Origin of the sequence: Marseilla massiliensis, assembly GCF_023336985.1 — a bacterium.
In the GTDB taxonomy this organism is placed as follows: domain Bacteria; phylum Bacteroidota; class Bacteroidia; order Bacteroidales; family Bacteroidaceae; genus Prevotella; species Prevotella intestinigallinarum.
Window position 1 is genome coordinate 273,505 of record NZ_JAMBLP010000004.1, and the last position, 17,738, is coordinate 291,242.

Consider the following 17,738-nt stretch of genomic DNA (forward strand, 5'->3'; position numbering starts at 1 on the left):
TCGTGGGTATTAATAGTTATTGTGAGTGGGGCGTAGGCACCAGTGATACATCATCAGCTGGTTTACGTTGTTCTTGTCGCGGTTGAGTACGGTGCCGCTGTCCAATGCAGCTTTGTAAATGCTTGCCATGTCGTTGGAAGTGACGCGGATGCGGAAATTGCCCGAGTGAGGCAAGGTGACAACCCCTACGGTATATCCGTCGGTGTCGTAGGCAATGGCTTTTTCGTTTTGTTTCTGCCAATAGTCGACGTCGAATCCCTCCGGGTATGCAATGCCAAACTCTTCGCCATAGTGGGGCACAGCGCTGGCTGCACCACGGTCGAAGTGGTAATTGGAGCCAGTGGCGTGCATGTTCATGTCTTCCACGAGCCAAGTGTCGTTGAATGCAATGCTGAGAGAGTAGAGCAACGAGTGCTTGAAGCCCATGCGCAGGTAATACTCTCCTGCAGGCAGATGGCATTCGTATATTTTCTGTTCGTCTTCATTCCATGTCAGTCCGTCATATTCAACGCTGCAAGGCAAGCCTTCGGCCATGGCCTCTTCGCTTGGTATGGCGCAGAGCTCATGATAGAATATGGAGGGCCACTGTGCGTTGGTCGTCGTGGTCGACCCCGATGCAATGAGGTCGAACTGGCCTTGGCAGTCGTTGATGACCATCGGGGCTACCCAGTTCTCCCATCTGAAGTACTGGCTTTGTTGGCTGGCCGTCATGTTGTTCCACAGTTCGTAGAACCTTGACTTTACGCGATAAATAACCACATGGTTTGGTATCTTCAGGTTTGTGCAGTAGTATGCCATGCCATTGCTGAGAGTTACAGGGTTGCTTGTGTCTACAGTCTGCACCGACGGGCGCCACCATGCGCCTTCAAGGTTCTTGTAGGTTGTCAGGTCTGACGTTTCGTCAATGCTTTCCTGGTATCCCTCCACACACTTGAAGTCGGGAGCCGAGCTGCTTACGTCGGCCACTTCGAGGCGCTTGTCCGAGAAGCACGCCTTGACAATCCACTCTTCAAATTTCGCCCTGTCGTCGTCGGTTGCTTGACGGTTAAGCCACAGCGGTATGCTGTCCATTGCCGAGTTGATGGCTTTGTCAATCAGCGTGTTGTTTGGTATGAACATGGTAGTGGTATAGCTTTCGCTTCTCATGTTCCATGTTGGTGTGCCGTCGGAGTCGTAGCGATCCATGAGCGTGTTCTTGGTCACCTTGACAGAGTCGTAGATGACGCGTCCGTCATCGGTAACGCCTATGGGAAGACTGTTTTCGCGGTCGAAATACTCATAGTTGTAATTGGTGACCAGCTCCTTGAAACGTGAGTACTCGTCGCCGAGCGACATCAGCAGTTCGTAAGCCGACTGCCTTACCGGCAGCATGCCGTCGACATAATACACGTAGCCGTTGTCTGCTTTCACGGCCTTTATTATGTTGCAGTCGTCCAAACGCTTGCCTCCGTCATACACCCATACGCTTTTTCCGGAGCGCATGTTGATGTTCCAGCCGTCTACAAGCTTAGACGGGTTGATGCTCATGTTGGCCACGCTTTGCTCTGCGAAGGTAGCCTCGTCGTTTATTTTGCTTTCATCGTACAGGTCGTCGGCGCATACAATGAATGTGTATTGACCGTCGCTGCGCGTTTCGGCGAATATGTCGTTGCGGTTGAACAGTTCGTTGACCTTCGTCAAGTCTGATGCAGACTTGATGTAATCGGTGACACTTCCGTTGAATATGGTCACCTCACTGCCGTTGGCCAGTGTTATGCTTGATTCGTCATAATGGTCGTCCCAGTCAGATGAGCAGGATGCCATGAAGAGGCAACCTATCATTACCAGTGGGATTGCTTTCATATATATGTTCATATCCGGGTATTTTAATTATGATTCGTTGGTCGTTACATTATTCTATAGGAATGAATTCCACATAGTCGAGGCGCTGGTGGTAACTGCTCAGGTTCTTTGCGTTGATGTCGCGCATGGTTATTCTGAACTTATGCTGAGAAGAACCGTCGAATTCCACGGAGTTCCACAATGTCTCTTCTATTGAAGCGAAGAATGGCATTGTCATGCTTTGTCCGCGATACAGGTAAGCCAGAGTCTGGTAGTCTTCATCATCGATGTTGAACTGCGTCAGCGTGCCCGATGTGTATAGGGTTGCCAGCAATGGGTCTTTGATGTAGTGCAGCACCACCTTGTACTTGCCTGCAATTATCGTAGGAGTGTTGAACTCTATCCAACCGGCGAATCCCAGGTTAAGGATGAGATAATTGTTCATGTAAGCGCCATGCTCAGGTGTGTTGGGCTGGCCAGTTGCAGCTCTTTCCTTCATGAACGCAATCCTTCTGTAGCTGCCCGATGAGGTTGATGTCTCGGTGAGGTTGGCTGTGAATGATGTTATCTCGCCATACTCGCCGTCATATCTTTCTTCGCTGAGGTCAACCTGATGGTAGCTGTTTGTCAGCGCGCTTGAGAAGAAGTCGCCTTCTCTGTTGGCTGCTCCCCAGTTGTTGACAAACGATATGATGTCGGCGCTGTTCAGGAAGTCCCATCTCACGTTTACCGGAGTAGGATGGTATACGGGCATGATGCCCCCAATCTTTGTGATGAGTCCGTTGCTTGCCTGTATGTCGCTGCGAAGGATGGGTATGCCGGTGTTTATGGTGCGCTTGTTGTCAACGAGCTGCACCGTGAAGGCCTGTCCGGTGTACTTTGTGTCGTATATGAGCGTTTCGCTCGAGTCGTTTAAGTTGTACACCTCGTCCATGGTATATTGTGATGGCATGAAGTGGTACTTTAAGTAATGGTTGAGCGCGCTGTCCGGGTTGGTCTCTTCGCCGTCGCTGTTGTTTACCAGCCATTGCTTGAGCGACTCAACGTCTGTTATGCCCGATTCGTTCATTATATGGTCAGGAACGGCAAAGCATGTATAGCTGTACGTGTTGATAACCTGTACGCCCCCCTGGCCTGTGGTTGTGTCACGCTCAGTTGTGGCCATGTGTAGTATTTCGGGGTCAGACATGATTGCGTCGGTAAATATCCTGAACGTATTGTTGTCTCCGTCCAGGTTGTCAAGCCTTTCCACAATGTTCTCTGCGTTGGGCACTATTACATCGTCCATCATGTAAATGTTTCCGTTTGAGCCCGACTGTCCTACGAAACGTCCCAGCTTTGCCTGGTTATTGAGGAATATGCTGTCTGGGCTGTACACAATGTCTGTGCGTTGGTCGTCGTCCACGTCGGTTATGGTGTATCCATAGCTCAGCGTGATGTATTGGTTGAACAGGTTTCTCGTGTGTATGTACTCACCGGCGGTGGCGTCGTTGACCAGCGATGAGTCCGACACTTCCGGCTGTCCGCCTTCCCAGTCTATTATGTGGTTCTGCACCACCTTGCGGGCATAGTCAAGGTCTAGTTCTTCTATTGTTGACACGCCCCTGTCGGCCAGGAACCTCTTTATGGCCTCGTTGTTTGGCGAGAATACCGTTGCGCTGGCGTTGGCATCCTTTAGAGCGTTGTAGTAGTCGGTGTACTTCAGCATCTCTATCCACAGTGAGTATGTCTCGGGCGACTTTTCCAGTATGGTTGTCGTCGACATTTCACTTTCAATGTTCGTCGGCTGAACAAACAGCGTGTCCTCATTGGGGTCTTGGCAGCCCACGATGAGAGATGCGACGACAGTCATTGTGAATAATATCTTTTTCATATCTGTATGGTCTAAATGTTATTCGTAATATGGATTCTGCACTAGCTTGTCGTTGTGTAGTATTTCTTCGTCGTTCACGGGCAGGTACCACGCGTTTTCATCGAGCAGCACCGAGCGTATCTTGCTTCCGCCGGCCGTCTCGTTGTATGTGGAAACGTTGTTGATGAAGAATTCGCTGGTGAAGTCCACTGTGCCCGACGGGTCTTTGTATCGCCCTACCCGCAGCAGGTCATACCATGTCCTGCCTTCGCCTATGAACTCCATTATGTTCTCGTGGATAATGGCGTTCATTATAGCCGACAGGCCTGACGACGGGCTTACCGTGGCATCTTGCAGGTTGGTGCGTTGGCGAATCTGGTTAACCAGTTCTATTGCCGCGGTATTGTCTTCGGTGTTCTCTCCCATGTTGCGCATCACCAGCGCCTCTGCTTTCATGAGCATTATCTCGGCCACGCGGTATATTATGAAATTAGGGTCATAATATTCTGTTGTGCGCGGCTCGGTGATGGTGGTACCCCCGAGGTATTTCCATACATAGCCGGTTAGCGAGTTCTCCTGTGCAACATAGCTGCCATACCTTGTGCGTCCGTACATGTCAATGTCCCCGTTGAAGCGTGTCAGTATCTGGCTTGCGTCCTGGTTGAGCTCTTGTGTGAGTGTCTGCGAGAGCATGTATGTGGTGGTGTTGTCGTTGTAGAACAGTGTGGGCAGGTCGTTTGTCTGGTACCCTGAGCCGTCGGGCATTATGCTCGAGAACTGCAGTTCGAATATCGACTCCTCGCTGTTGCCGGGGTTGAATATTGTAAACCAGCTCGAGTGTGAGGCTGTCGACATGAATCTCGGCGCATAGGGCGACTTGCTTTCGAGTATCAAGTCTGCGTATGTTATGGCCTCGTCGAAGTCTTGGTTCCACATGCAAACGTCTGTCATGAGGGCGTAGATGGCCCATATTGTGGCTCGGCCCTTGGTTTCCCAGGTTGTGTCGAAAGTCTCCTTGGCGGCGCCCAAGTCGATGGCAGTGAGCAGGTCTTTCTTTATTTGCGCTATTATTTCGCTCTCTTTGCTTTGCGTTACATACAGTTCCATGTCATCGCTTTCCACCGGTTGCAGTATCAGTGGGGCGTCGCGCCAGTTGCGCACAATGTAGAAGTATCCCAGTGCCCTGAGGAAATAGGCTTCGCACAGGTGTGAGTTCATCTCTTCAGTGGTATATGTGGCGTCGTTGCTCTGTGCCTTTCCTGCGTTGGCAATCACACCGTTGGCGTCGGCAATCACCTTGTAGAATATGTTCCAGTCGGTGAAGTCGCCGCTTGTCGGCTTGATGTCCAGTTTGTCGAGGTCGTTTGCCGAGCGTCTTTTCACGCATCCGGCCCTCAGTTCCCCAAGCGGTATGAGGTGGGTCTGTATCGAAGAGCGCAGGTTGTAGTATCCGGCGAACAGGGCCGACTCAACGTCGCTTTTCGATTTCCACATTTTTTCTGTCGGAAGAGCGTTCTCCGGCATTATGTCGAGATAGTCGTTGCAGGCTGTCAATGTCATGGCAGCTGTAGCTATTATGATTATAGTCTTTAAACCTTTCATGATTGTGACTGTTTAGAAGTTGATGGTAACGCCCATTGCCACGCGGCGGCTGCGCGGTGTCTGCGAATTGTCCTCAGCAAGGTCGGTGACATTTGAGGGCAGGTTTACTTCAGGGTCTTGGCCTGTGTAGTTTGTTATGGTAAACAGGTCGTAGCCTGTTATGTACACGTTGGCAGATGTCAGTCCCAGGTTCTGGCAGAATGTCTTGGGCAGGTTGTAGCTCAGCGACAGGGTCTTCAGGCGCAGGAACGAGCAGTCTTCCACAAATCGGTCTGAGCCGAGGTAGTTGAGGCCGTAGTCCCACAGGGCGCGTGGTATGTCAGTATCGTCACCTTCGTTGCGCCAGCGGCGTAGCACAGCTGTCGACTGGTTGTCGCTGCCAATCATCGACTCGGCGTTCATCCTTGCGCGGTTCACTATCTTCTGCCCGAGTCGGTAGTGCATGAACACCGTCAGGCTCCAGTTCTTGTAGCGCAGGTTGAAACCGCCTCCGCCTTGCAGCTGCGGGTTGCTGTTGCCGATGTATGTGATGTCGTTCTTGTCTATCTTGCCATCCTTGTTGAGGTCTTCATACTTAGCGTCGCCGGGGTAGCAGCGGTATGTGCCGTTAGACATTATTATCGGGTTGCCCTGCAGGTCGTGCATCACGTTGCCCTCGGCATCTTTTGCATAGGTGTCTTCAGTGTTCTGGTAAACGCCCAGGTATTTGTAGCCGAAGAAAGAGCCTACAGAGGTGCCTCTCACTATGCGCATGGCGTATTCACCGTTTTCAAACGAATAGTTCTCTTCTGAGTAGCCAGGCATGCTCAGTATCTCGTTTTCGTTGTGGCTGATGTTGAAGTTCACTTTCAGTTTCCAGTCTTTGGTGTCCAGTGCCTGCCAGTCGGCGCGGAACTCAACTCCTTTGTTGCGCAGCGAACCGGCATTGTAGTATTTCAGTTCGTGGTTTGTGTAGCCGAGGTAGCTCGACACAACATAGTCTTTCTGCAGCAGGTCATTGGTCTTTTTGTTGTAGTAGTCGAACGAGCCGGTGAGCTTGCCGTTCCACAGGTTGAAGTCAAAGCCGAAATTCCACTCGGCCGAACGCTCCCATTTCAGGTTGTTGAGCTGCATTGTGCTTGCCGTTACGGCATTGCCTTCCATATACATTCCTTCCGAGACATAAGTGCCCACGTATGGCGATGTGCCGCTCGGCGTGTTGCCGCTCTCTCCGTAGCTCAAGCGCCACTTCCATTCTGTCAGCACGTCTTTCGACCACTTCATGAATGGTTCGTCGGCAAACTGCCATGACACACCCACTGCGGGAAATATTCCCCACCTGTGTGCGCGGCTTATGCTTGAGTTGCCTTCATAGTTTACCGTTCCGTTGATGGTGTATCGGTCGAGCAGTGTGTACACCACGCTTCCAATTCCAGAGAGCTTGCGCACCTCCGAGGTACCAGAGCCTTGGCTTAGCAGTATGCCGCTGCCCGAGGCCGGATCGGCCAGGCTGGCCGATGCCACGTTGTAGCGAGAAGCCGACGACGTTGAGCTGCGGCTCTGCGATGTGCGCCATATAGCTGTTGCGGTGAACTGGTGCTTGTTGTCGTTCCACGAGTTGTTGTACATTCCCTTGAGCTCTGTTTGCAGCGAGAAGTTGTTGGTGTATGAGTTTGTGGCGCGGTTGGCAAAGGTGTTCTCTATTGTCACGCCCGTGGCTGTTTGCGGCAGGAACGACTCCGTGCGCTGTGTCTTGTACTTCATAGACACATATCCGTTGAACTGCAAGTGCTCCATGGGGTAGTAGTTTCCCCTCACGTTTATCTTCTGTTCGCGGGTGCGCAGGTTGCTGTAGCTGTCCTCGGCCATTATTATCGGGTGGAAGTTCTTAGCGTTGCTGCCGTCGTCTTTGCTGCTGAATGCACCTTGGAACTCCTCGTCGTTCTGCCGGGTGAAGTATGTTCCGGTCATGGCCCCCGTCTCGTCGTCGATATAGTAGGGGCTCTTGTTAGGCATCTTGCGCATGGCCTCTGCACGCAGGTTTTCGCTCCAGGGCGCCTTCTTCTTTGAGTCAGAGTAAGTGTATTCGGCGTTCACTGTGATCTTCTCCGAGAATCGGTAGCCTATGTCGAGGCTGGTGTTCAGTCGGGTCAGGCCCGTGCCCTTGGTCGTTCCGCCTTCGCTCAGGTACGACAGCGAGTAGCGGTATGTGGCTTTCTCGCCTCCTCCCGACATCGAGAAGCTGTTGTCGGTGGTGAATGCGTTCTGGGTGATGTACGAAAGCCAGTCGGTGTTCTGGTTGTATTCGTCGAAGTAGCGCCAGTCGGGGTTGTAGCCTATCTCTGGCGTGTCGTAAAGGTATTCCAGAAGTCCGCTCTGCCCGCTCAGGCCCTGTGCGTTTGCCGAGTTCCAGATGGCGTCCTGGATGTAGGCCACGTAGTCGTTTCCGCTGAGCATCGGCATTGATTCCGGTTCAAACTTGAATGAGTTCTTGGTTGAGAACGAGAAGCGCGTCTTGCCCATTGCACCTTTCTTTGTAGTTATGAGCAACACTCCGTTGGCACCACCCGTACCGTAAACGGCGGTGGATGCGGCATCTTTCAGCACCTCGATGCTCTCAATGTCGTTCGGGTTGAGGCTGAGCATCTGTGCGAAGTCTTCCTGATTGGCCGTGTTGAAGTCGAACGAGTCGTCGATGTCGGTAGAGTAGGGCACACCGTTGATGACGATGAGCGGGTCGGCGTTTGAGTTCAGTGTGGCCGTACCGCGTATGCGGATGGTGCTCTTTGCACCGGGGTCGCCGGCGGCGAGGATGTCAACGCCTCCGAGCTGTCCCTGCAGGGCTTCCTCTATCGACGTCACCGGCGATACGGCCGTGATGTCGCTCATGTTGATTTTCTGGGTTGCAAAGGCCATCTGGCGCTCCGTCACACCCATCTCGTTGCGGCTGCCGCGCTTGCCCTGCACGGTCACCTCTTTTATTTCCGTGGCGTTGCCGCTCATCTTCACGTTGAGCGTGGTCTGCCCGGTGTATTTGTACGATTGCGACTTCATTCCAATGTACGAGAATACGAGCGTCAGCTGCCCCTTCTCTTCCTCGGGCACCTTTATAGAGTATTTTCCGTTGAAGTCGGTAACCGTACCGGTGATTATACGTTTCTGTGCATTTTGGAAAGTCACATTAACGCCTATGCATGGTTCTGAACTTCCCCCGAAGTCTTCGGTCACCGTTCCCGAAACCGTTTTTTGTGCCAGTGCCTGCTGGACCAAGCATAACAGCACCACTGCAAATATGTTTCTTATCTTGTCCATGTTGTCTCCATTAGATATGTGATTATAGTGTCTCGTTGGGTTTCCGCTTCATCAGAACACGTCTTCAATGAAGTGGGCAGGCCCGTCTTCGAATACGAACGGGAAGTAGTCGTATGCCCCTGAAACCTTCACCCTGTGGCCGTCGGCCCCGGTATTGCGGTCGATGATGGCGCAATAGAGTGCCGTGCCGTCGTCGTAGATGTTCATGTTGGTAGAGATGATGCTTGTCGAGCCGCCTTCCGACACCACTTCTTGCTGCAGCGTAGGCAGTCCGCCGTAGTCGGCGGTGTTCTCACCCCAGCCTATGTATGGGTAATTGCTGAACGGTGCCGTTGACAGTGGCACGAAATACAGCTTCAGGTATTCGGTCAGGGAGCTGGCATCGGTTATCTCGATGTTGTCGAAGAATGTCGACGAGCCTACCGTTGCACCGGCCCCGGCGCTCACTCCGGGCAGTTTCCCGTCGACGATGGCCTGCTCTATCACGTTGGTCGTAGGTATGAGCATCATGCAGTCTTCCTGCGTGAATGTCGTTTGCAGCGAGCCGGAGCTCGTGTTTACAAGGCCTGCCTTGTTGAGCAGGTTTATCCATCCGTAGAACTCAGTGGTTTCGTCGGTGCGGTTGTTTATCATGAGCCTCACCATCTGTCTGTTGTTCTCGTTTGAGTAGTCGCCTGGCATGAGCAGCCTGTCGTATGAATAGGCGTGTCCGTTGGTCCAGCCGTTCACGTCGCCGCGGTATGCCAGCGGCTCGAATGTAGTCCATATCTGGTCGTCGGTGACGGTGTTGCCGGCATACTTCAGGCAGTTGTTGTGCATGATGCTATTGGTAATCTTGCCGTCTTTGACATACCAGTAGAGCTTGAAGTCGGATGTGAGTGCCGGTATCACCTTCGTGCCGCTCTCGGGCAGCACAGAGTTGCCGTCTATCGGGCTGGCCACGTGGCCGTTGATGTATGCCGTCATTGCGCTTGTGCTCATGCCGTCGGGCTGCGCTGTTGATACCAGCCGGCCGCCGGTGCGCTGTATTCCGGCGTTGTTGTACAGCTGGTCGTTGTCGGGGTAGAGCATGATGTAGCTCACGGCGTCGGCCACAAGTGTCGACGACATGCCGGAGTTGTTGAGCATTTCGTTGAAGTTGCTGAACTTCTTGTATTGGAATGCCGGGCCGGTCACGGCGCGGAACTTGGCCGGCGGGGTGAGCACGGAGCAGCCGTAGAGCAGTCCGTTTGAGCATACCACGCGGTCTTCGGGCCTCACTTCGTCTGTGTTGACGGTGATTACTTCGCCGTCGATGTTCTCTGCCGTACCGTTCTTTATCTCACCCGGGAAGATGATTGATAGCGGATAGACGCAGCTGCGCATGATTTCCTGCATTGTCACCGAGTCTATTTCCTCTATCGAAGAGTAGCCGCCCTCACCCCAGTATTCGTTGAAGAAGTTCTGGAATGCTTCGTCTGTAGGGGCGAAGATGGTGTAGCCCATCGACGACAGTTCGCTCATCATCGTATAGTCCATCACGTCTCCCCACTCGCTGTCTATGTTTACCAGAGGGCTTTGGTGGTAGTGGTGGAACAGCGAGTCCGACGTCTGGAGCTCGCGTGTCTGTATGCTGTCATACGAATATACCTCGCTTTTGTCGTAGAGGCTCAGTATGCGGCTGTACTTGCCCGCGTTCTGCAGCTCGTCGTAGATGGTTTCGAGTGGTTTGAGCACGCGGTCTATCTTGTAGATGTAGCCGTTGCGCGCTATGCGCTCATATTCGGTCACGTTGGCGTTGGCCACGTTGAAGCCGCCGTCGCCTGTCCACCCTGTCTCAGGGTAGAAGTATTCGTAGTTTTCCTTTGCGTCGATTTGCTTCGTCTGGAACATGCGGTATGAGAACACCGGCAGCAAGCGCTCGTTGTGGTATACCTGAACGTTGCGCTTGCGGGTGTTGTCGTAGGCTGTCGAGATGGCGTCCTGGCTGCGCGTGCGGAACTTGTAATACAGTCCGGCGTTCAGGTTTAGCTCGTCGTCGGTGGCTCCGTCGCCCTCGTTGGGACGGAAGTTCACGAGTTTGTTTTTGTCGAAAGAGTAGTACAGTATGTGGAATCCTATGAGCTTCTTCACTTCATCCTTGTCTATCTGGCTGATGTCGGTTGTGCCATAGTTTTCCTGCAGGTATTGCGTCATGGCGTCGTCGTCGGGGGCCATGACGGTTAGTATCGACTTACCGTCGAGTATCGGCTGATACTCGGATATGTCCACACCTTTGAGGAATATGCTGTAGTTGCCTTCGTCTTGCAGCGTCTTGTATATCGAGCCTCCTATCCATTCGGGCGTCTCGAAGTACTCGTCCAAATCCGAGCATGAAGGTAACATCAAGCATGAAAGCAATAATATCCATATTGACTTTCTGATGAGTTTTAGTTGTTTCATATACGGTTTTTAATTATTTAGTATTTGGTTAGTTGCACACAGTGAGTGTGATCAGACTGCCGTTAGTTCTGTTTTTATGGTTGACAGATGTCGAAGTATGGGTTAGCTTGGCATTTGTGTTAATGCAAATATAGCTAAATTTTCAATATAAAGGTTAGGTGTGGTCTTGATTTATGCTTTCTTAACAACACTTTCCTTTCGTCGATTTGCCTTTGCTTACGGCTTTTCGTAAGTCGGCAACACGGCATGCTTATGGCATGCAATTTGGTCTGTTAGTCATGTTTTGCGCATTTTTGTTTTTGTTTTTAGTTATTTTTCTTGCTGCAAATTTATGTATTATGGTGAAATTTATGGTGGAAATTTTGTTTGTTTGGGGTAAATAATTCTTTTTGAGCCATAAAAACCATGAAAAACACGCCCTCCGTGCGTCTGCTTCCTGCGGGCGCGTGTTGCGGGCCGCTTGCTGCGAGGTGTGGCTGCCGGAAAGCCGGCGGGTTGGTTTGGCGGCAGTGCCGTAGGGTGCCGGGCACATGGCGGCGCGGTGGTTTTGGCCGATGGTGATGACAAGACGGCCCCCTCCGGGATGGCTGTAGTATCCTGGAGGGGGCTTTCGTCTTGTATGGTGACAGCCCCTGTGGTTCATCAGGGGCGTTCACCTCAATGCGGGCTGTGCTTGCCCGGCATGTCCGCCGAAGCGTCACCTGGCCACTTTGGTGGCTTTTGTCTTACCGTTGTCCATCCTGTCTATGCGTATGCTTACGCCCTTGGCTGTCTTTCCGGTCTTTATTCCGCCTATGGTGTAATACGTCGTCTCGCCTATGGCCGTCTCGCCGGTGGCGTTGCTTATGCCGTCGGCTATTTGGGCTGCGGCAGCTTCGCCCAGTCCGCCCATTTCGTTGGCCGCGCGCACAGAGTAGGTGGCGTCGGTATCATCGACGGTGTATGTGGGTTGTGTGGTGAAGTCAACCACCTTTCCGTCCTTGCATACAGCCCAGCAGAGCACATAGTCGCTCGGTTCCCATGTCAGGGTGGTGCCGTCTATGGTTACGTTCTTGGGTGCCGATGCCTGTTCGGTGGCCGATGTCGGATCCCAGTCGTCGTCGCCGCCCATCACGTTCTCAATCGTCAGCTGTGCCGCCTCGGCCGCAGTGAGCACGGGGTTGTTGGCGTGGCCGTCGCCGAAAGTCTTCTTTCGGTTGTCGAGGTTTATCACCGTTCCGCTGACCGTGGTCGAGTTGTATTCGGCAAAGCGTGCCGGCCAGCCGCCGCTCATCTCGTTCCAGCCTATGGCCGACGGCTGTGCCTCCATGCGCGTGTTGATGTAGAGGGCTATCGGAGTGCCGTCGCCCCATGGGCGCCCGAGCGTGTAGTTGCCGTCTATGCCGCCGGTCTCGCCCTTGATGGTGCAGCTGTTGAACACATAGCCATACTGCTTGGGGTTCGACGGGGCGCAGATGTAGCCCGAGCCGCAAACCATCAGCTCCACTTCGTTGTAGAATACGTCGCCCTTGCCGCACAGGAAGTCAGTGCGCCCGCGCAGGCGTCCGCCCTCAAAGTAGAAGCGTCCGCGGTCGTTGTTAGACAGGTAAGTGTCTTGGTAGCCCACAAGGCTCACGTCTTTGCAAACCGTCTTGTCTGATGCGTCTTCGAGTGCCCCGTTGCGCCCGCGGTCGTCTTTCATCCCGCTCTTTATGGTCAGGTCCTGTATGTAGGTGGCCGTGGCGTTCTTGCCGAGGTCTATCGTCTGGTTCTTGTGCAGGCCTTCGATGGGGCACGCCGGGCCGTACTGTCCTTCAACCTCTGTTTCGGGCAGTGTGTTTACGATGGATGTGTTGTCCATGTCCTCGCCTATTATCGACACGTTTGGCGTGGTTATGTGGGTTATCGGGCTTGGGTAGGCCACCCCGTCGGAACCCATGATGGTCTCTGTCTCGCTGGCCGGTATCACGTAATGGCCCTGTTTGATGAATATCCTGAAGCGCACCGAGGTGTCTTCGCGCTTCTCGGCTGCCGCTATGGCCTCGGTAAACGTGCCGTCGTCGGGCACTATGAAGTCGTAGAGTGCCTTGGATATGGCCGGGCGGGTCTTGGTGCTGAAGTTGATGGTGATGGCTTCGTCGACGGCGTTGCCCGTAAGGTCGGCAACGCTTCCGGCCGGCAGGGTGAACGTGTAGGGCGTAGAGTATTCCAGGCCCTTGTATTCAAATATCACAGTACGGCCCGATACGCTGGGCTGCAGTTCCGTCAGGCCGAGCGTGGCCGTGGCCCCGTCGGCCACCTTTACCTTCTCGTCGAACGTGAGTATTATCTTGCCGTTGGCCGAAGCGTTGGTGTTGCCCTCTTCGGGCACGGTCGACATCAGCCTTGGTGCAGTGCCGTCGTCTACCAGTTTCTCTGTCCCGGTGATGAATATGTCGGAGAGTGCAATGCCGTCGTTGTCGGATGTCGTTCCGCTTATGGCCGAGCTCTTGTCTGAAATCCAGCGCAGGTATACCGTCTTCTGGTTGTTTGCATCGGCCGGCAGGCTGAACTCCTTGTCCAGCCAGTGTTTGGCTCCCTCGATGTTGAAGCTGCCCACGGTGGTCCATTGCTCGCCGTCGAGCGAGTATTGCAGGTCTTGCTTGGTGTATGCGTTGTAGTTGTAGGCCATGGCGCTCTGCACCTTGATGTCTGTGAAGGCCTCGGCGTTGACCACGGTCTGCCAGTAGTAGTCGCCAAGCCCCGTGGTGCGCCAGTTCACTGCGGCGTTGCGGCCCTCGTAGCCGCCTGCCGCCTGCCAGCTCTTGTCGAGCCATCCGCTGGTCTCGCCGGCGGCGTTGCGCATCACGAGCGTTGCCGCGTCGTTGTCGGCCGACGCGAAGTCGGCCTTGCGGCTGTCGCTGCCCGGGGTGATGAAGTCCCATGCCGCAATGTAGTCGGTGGCCGAGAAGTTGGCCGTGAGCTCCCGGTCTTGGTCCATGGTGAGCGTTATCGAGGCCGATGTCTCGCCGTTGCTCCAGTTGGTGAAGGTCACTATCTTGTTTGACGAGGCTGTAAGCATCACGTCGGTGCCGTCTTCATACATGTTCTTGCCGTCTATTACGGTTGGCTCTGGTGCCATTGTCACCATGTAGTCGTTGCCGCCTCCCTCGATGTTGCACGTCAGCGCGTAGGTCTTCACGGGCTCGAAGTTGGCTTCGAGCGTGGTGTTTTCTGTCACGGTGAGGCTGAATTCGGTTTCGGTAGACACCACATTGCCCGAAGCGTCGGTCCAGTTTACAAACTTGTAGCCAAAGTTTCGGGTGGCGGTCACCTTCACTTCGGTGCCGTCGTCATACTCGTCGGAGGCCGGGTTTAGCGTCACCGTGCCGCCCTCGGCCGGGTTTGCCGTGGCCGTAAGGGTGTACTTGGCCACGTTCTCTATAGTGCCGCTCAGCGTGCCCTCGATGCGCACGTCGCTGAAGCCGCCCTCCTTGGCTGCCCCCACGCCCACGGTGGCCTGCAGGGTGAAGCCCTCGGCTGTGGTGAGCTTCTGTTGCTGTGCCTCGGTGAGCTCTATTTCAAAGCGGTTGGTGTAGTTGGCGTTGCCCCCAAACTTGTCGTCGGCCTGCGACTTGTTGTTGCGTGGGGCGGTGAAGTTGCCCAAGTCTTCCTTCGTTCCGTCGGGCAGCAGCGCGCTGACGGTCACTCCGTTCTCGGCGTCGGTGCCGAAGCGCTGTATGTATGCGCTCACTTTCGTTGGCGTGAACGACAGTCCGCGCGCTGGTGTCACCTTCCATTGGGCGGCCTGCGTCGTTCCCGATGGGCGCAGCTTCAGGAAGTTCACCTTCTCGCCGGCGTCGTTGGTGGCTTGGCCCGTGCTTGTGCCTGTCACCTCGATGTCGCCAAGGTCGACTGTAGCCAGCGAGAAGCCGTCGGCCGGGATGAGTGTTGTCACTTTGTCGTAGTCGGCCTGTGTGTTGAAGTCCCAGGCCACTGTGGCCGGTTCCTTGTCGTAGGTCTGAGCCTGCGACGGCAGCAACCCTGCCACGCATAGCACAGCTACGGTGAGCCTTAGTAGTCTTTTTCTCATGTTTCTTTAGTTTTTAGTTATTGTTATTTTGGTTTGGTGTGGCATTGCTTGCTGTTGCCGGCTGTTGCCGGCGCTATGCGGCAGCCGTTGCGGGCGGCGACGGGCGGGGTGGGGGCGGCCGTCTTTGTCCGCCCCCACCGTTGCCGTTGTCGAGCCGGTGGCAGTGCCGGGTGTCACCTGCGCGTCACTTTGCGCACGCTCTGCCTGCCGTCGGCATATTTGGTTACCATTATGTAAACGCCCTTGCCAGGGGTTGCGGTCTGCACGCCCTGCAGGTTGTAGTAGCTTACCGATGCCGGTTGGCCGAGCGCAATGTCGTCGATGCCGCTGCTCAACTGTGCCACCTTGCCCTCGATGACAACGTTGGCTATGGCCGTTTGCTTGCCCGCATTCACATTATATATATACAGCAGCAAAGAGCTTTCGCCGGTGCCGGCCGTCATGTCGGTGGTTGGCTGCGAGAAGTCGGTATACCATCCCGACTCCTGCTTGTTGCGGTTGATGTCGCCTCCGGTCACTATGGCCGTCTCGGTGTCGTTGCATTGCCATGCAAGGTCGAACACTCCGCTGTCTGTGCCTATGCGCGACAGCATCACCCTGACGGCTGTCGGCGTGAAGTAGATGCCGTTGGCCGGTGTCACCGAGAACCTGATGCGGTTGGCCGACGAGGCTGTCGACTGCTTCTCGGCCGACGTCAGCTCGGTCATTGTCGTGCCGTTGATGTTGCGGGTGCCGTCGGGCGTGAGGTTAGAGCCAATCTCCATTGATGTCGATTCTATGTATTCAGCCAGTCCGCCCGACACGGTAGCCTCTTCCGTCGAGCCAGAAGAGAGGGCCCATGTTATTGTTCCCGAGCCCAGCTCCTCAAGGTCGTCGGGGTTGGCGGGCAGGTCATCGGGCAGGTTGATGGCCTCTACCACAGTGCCGTCGGTCTTGGTGTATTGCGGGTAATACTCCTCGACGGCCTCTATGGCGTCGGCGTTGCCGGCCAGCATTATGTCTTGCACGATGCTGTTGGCATAGACCTCTATGTTGGTATAGTATTTCGCAGGGTCGAGAGTGGTGGCCGTGGCGTCGTCGGGGTTGGCCGGGTCAAGCCCGTTGGCCCGCTCCCAAGTGTCGGGTATTCCGTCGTTGTCTTCGTCGAAAGCCTCAGGCCGCGAGGCTCGGTCGAGCGAATAGCCTCCCTGGTCGGCCACGAGGTCGAGCATGCCGGCGCGTTTTGTCACCGAGCCGCTGTAGGTGGCCGTGCCGGCGTAGGCCTCTTCGGCATAGCGTGCGTCCTGCATGTCGCGGCTGAGCGACGCCCCGGCGTAGAGGCGCACCTTCTCGTAGGCCGTCTCGGCGCTGTGGGTGGTCACGGTGCCGGCCTCTATGGGGGCGTCGAGGCGCACGCTGACGGTGGCACCGGCACCCATGCCATACATGCCTGCCTTGTCGGTGAATGTCTGGCGCCCATCATCATAGGTCACGCCCTGCCAGTCGTAGTTGGCCCCATAGCCGTCTACGTAGTTGCCGTCGATGTAATATCTCGACTTCATGCCTATCAGTTCGTCGGGCGCCCCTTCGCTGTTGCCCGAGCTGGCCGTAGAGCATTCGGTCACACGGTCTTTGTGCGACGTGCCTGGCCCGGCCTTGTAGTAGTTGTTTACCATGTTGACAAAGCCGCCCCCGGGACCGCCGTAGCATCCGCCCGTGCCCCAGTTGTAGATGAGGCAGTTGCGGAAGTCTACGCGCTCGGCCATCACCGTGTTGTCGTATTCGTCCTGGTCGTATCCGTCCCATGCGTAGCGTGCGCCGTTGAAGCGCGGCGAGCGGTTGTTGAGGTGGGCCAGGAAGTTGTGGTGAAACGATGCCCCCTTGCCGCCCCAGATGCCTCCGTAGCCGTGGGCGCCCTTGTTGTGGCCGGCGTTGTTGAGCGCCTCGGCCACCGTGCACCACTGCATGGTGAAGTCGCGGTTGTCGTAGAACGATGCCACCTCGTCGATGCTCCAGCTGAACGAGCAGTGGTCGAGCATTATGTTGCGGTGGTGGCGCGTCCAGGTGGCGTCGGCTCCGTCGTTGACGTCGCGCTCCTGCCCCCGGCGGAATCGCACAAACCGCACTATGATGTTGTCGCCGTTGTATTCAACGGTGTAGTAGCGCAGGGTTATGCCCTGCCCGGGGGCTGTCTGACCGAGTATTGTCGTGTTGCCGCCGATGTTTAGGTTGCGTTCCAGTTCTATCACTCCGCCCACGTCGAACACCACAATCTTCTTGTCGTTTCCGCTGACCGCCTCGCGCAGGCTGCCCTCGCCGGAGTCGTTGAGGTTGGTCACGTGTATCACTTTTCCGCCGCGCCCACCGGTGGTGTAGCGCCCATGGCCCTCGGCTCCGGGGAAAGCCGGTGCCTGCGCCATGCTGATGCCGGCAATGGCCGAAGCGGCCAATGTCAGCGCAAGTCTTGTTTTTTTCATTTCCTTATAGATAGTTTTAGTTATCGATAACTTTACGTATGGCCTGCCCTTGGCAGCGGCTTGCGGCTGTCGGGGCCCGCCTTTAGGCTCGGGGCCTTAGGTTTGCCTGTGGATTGTTGGTAGACAGGTGTATTTTAAGCACACAAAATGTCTTGGTGCAAAGATAATGCTTTTTTTGCAACAATGGCTTTTTTTCGGGCTGTTTTTCTCGTCTTGCGCCGTTTGCGCATGGTTTTGCGCCATT

The 17,738-nt window shown here is 54.9% G+C and carries 7 protein-coding genes; all 7 read right to left on the bottom strand.

The window, feature by feature from the left end; genetic code table 11:
- Positions 1-9 precede the first annotated feature (9 nt).
- The gene (locus M3089_RS05135; RefSeq protein ID WP_249082180.1) at positions 10-1,842 is read right to left on the bottom strand and encodes a hypothetical protein; all 1,833 of its coding nucleotides are present in this window, start codon (positions 1,840-1,842) and stop codon (positions 10-12) included.
- Positions 1,843-1,891: 49 nt separating this feature from the next.
- Positions 1,892-3,694: a fasciclin domain-containing protein gene (locus M3089_RS05140; RefSeq protein WP_249082182.1), complete on the bottom strand. Its 1,803-nt coding sequence runs from the start codon at positions 3,692-3,694 to the stop codon at positions 1,892-1,894.
- Between the two features lie 18 nt (positions 3,695-3,712).
- Positions 3,713-5,275, bottom strand: coding sequence for a RagB/SusD family nutrient uptake outer membrane protein (locus M3089_RS05145; RefSeq protein ID WP_249082184.1), 1,563 nt, complete (start codon positions 5,273-5,275; stop codon positions 3,713-3,715).
- 12 nt (positions 5,276-5,287) lie between these two features.
- The gene (locus M3089_RS05150) at positions 5,288-8,566 is read right to left on the bottom strand and encodes a SusC/RagA family TonB-linked outer membrane protein (RefSeq protein ID WP_249082186.1); all 3,279 of its coding nucleotides are present in this window, start codon (positions 8,564-8,566) and stop codon (positions 5,288-5,290) included.
- Between the two features lie 51 nt (positions 8,567-8,617).
- Positions 8,618-10,987 carry a fasciclin domain-containing protein gene (locus M3089_RS05155; RefSeq protein WP_249082188.1) on the bottom strand — a complete coding sequence of 790 codons (2,370 nt, stop codon included), beginning with the start codon at positions 10,985-10,987 and terminating at the stop codon, positions 8,618-8,620.
- Positions 10,988-11,684: 697 nt separating this feature from the next.
- On the bottom strand, positions 11,685-15,038 hold the full coding sequence (locus M3089_RS05160) for a pectinesterase family protein (RefSeq protein WP_249082191.1): 3,354 nt from the start codon (positions 15,036-15,038) through the stop codon (positions 11,685-11,687).
- A gap of 173 nt (positions 15,039-15,211) precedes the next feature.
- Positions 15,212-17,494, bottom strand: coding sequence for a pectate lyase family protein (locus M3089_RS05165; RefSeq protein ID WP_249082193.1), 2,283 nt, complete (start codon positions 17,492-17,494; stop codon positions 15,212-15,214).
- Between the last annotated feature and the right edge of the window lie 244 nt (positions 17,495-17,738).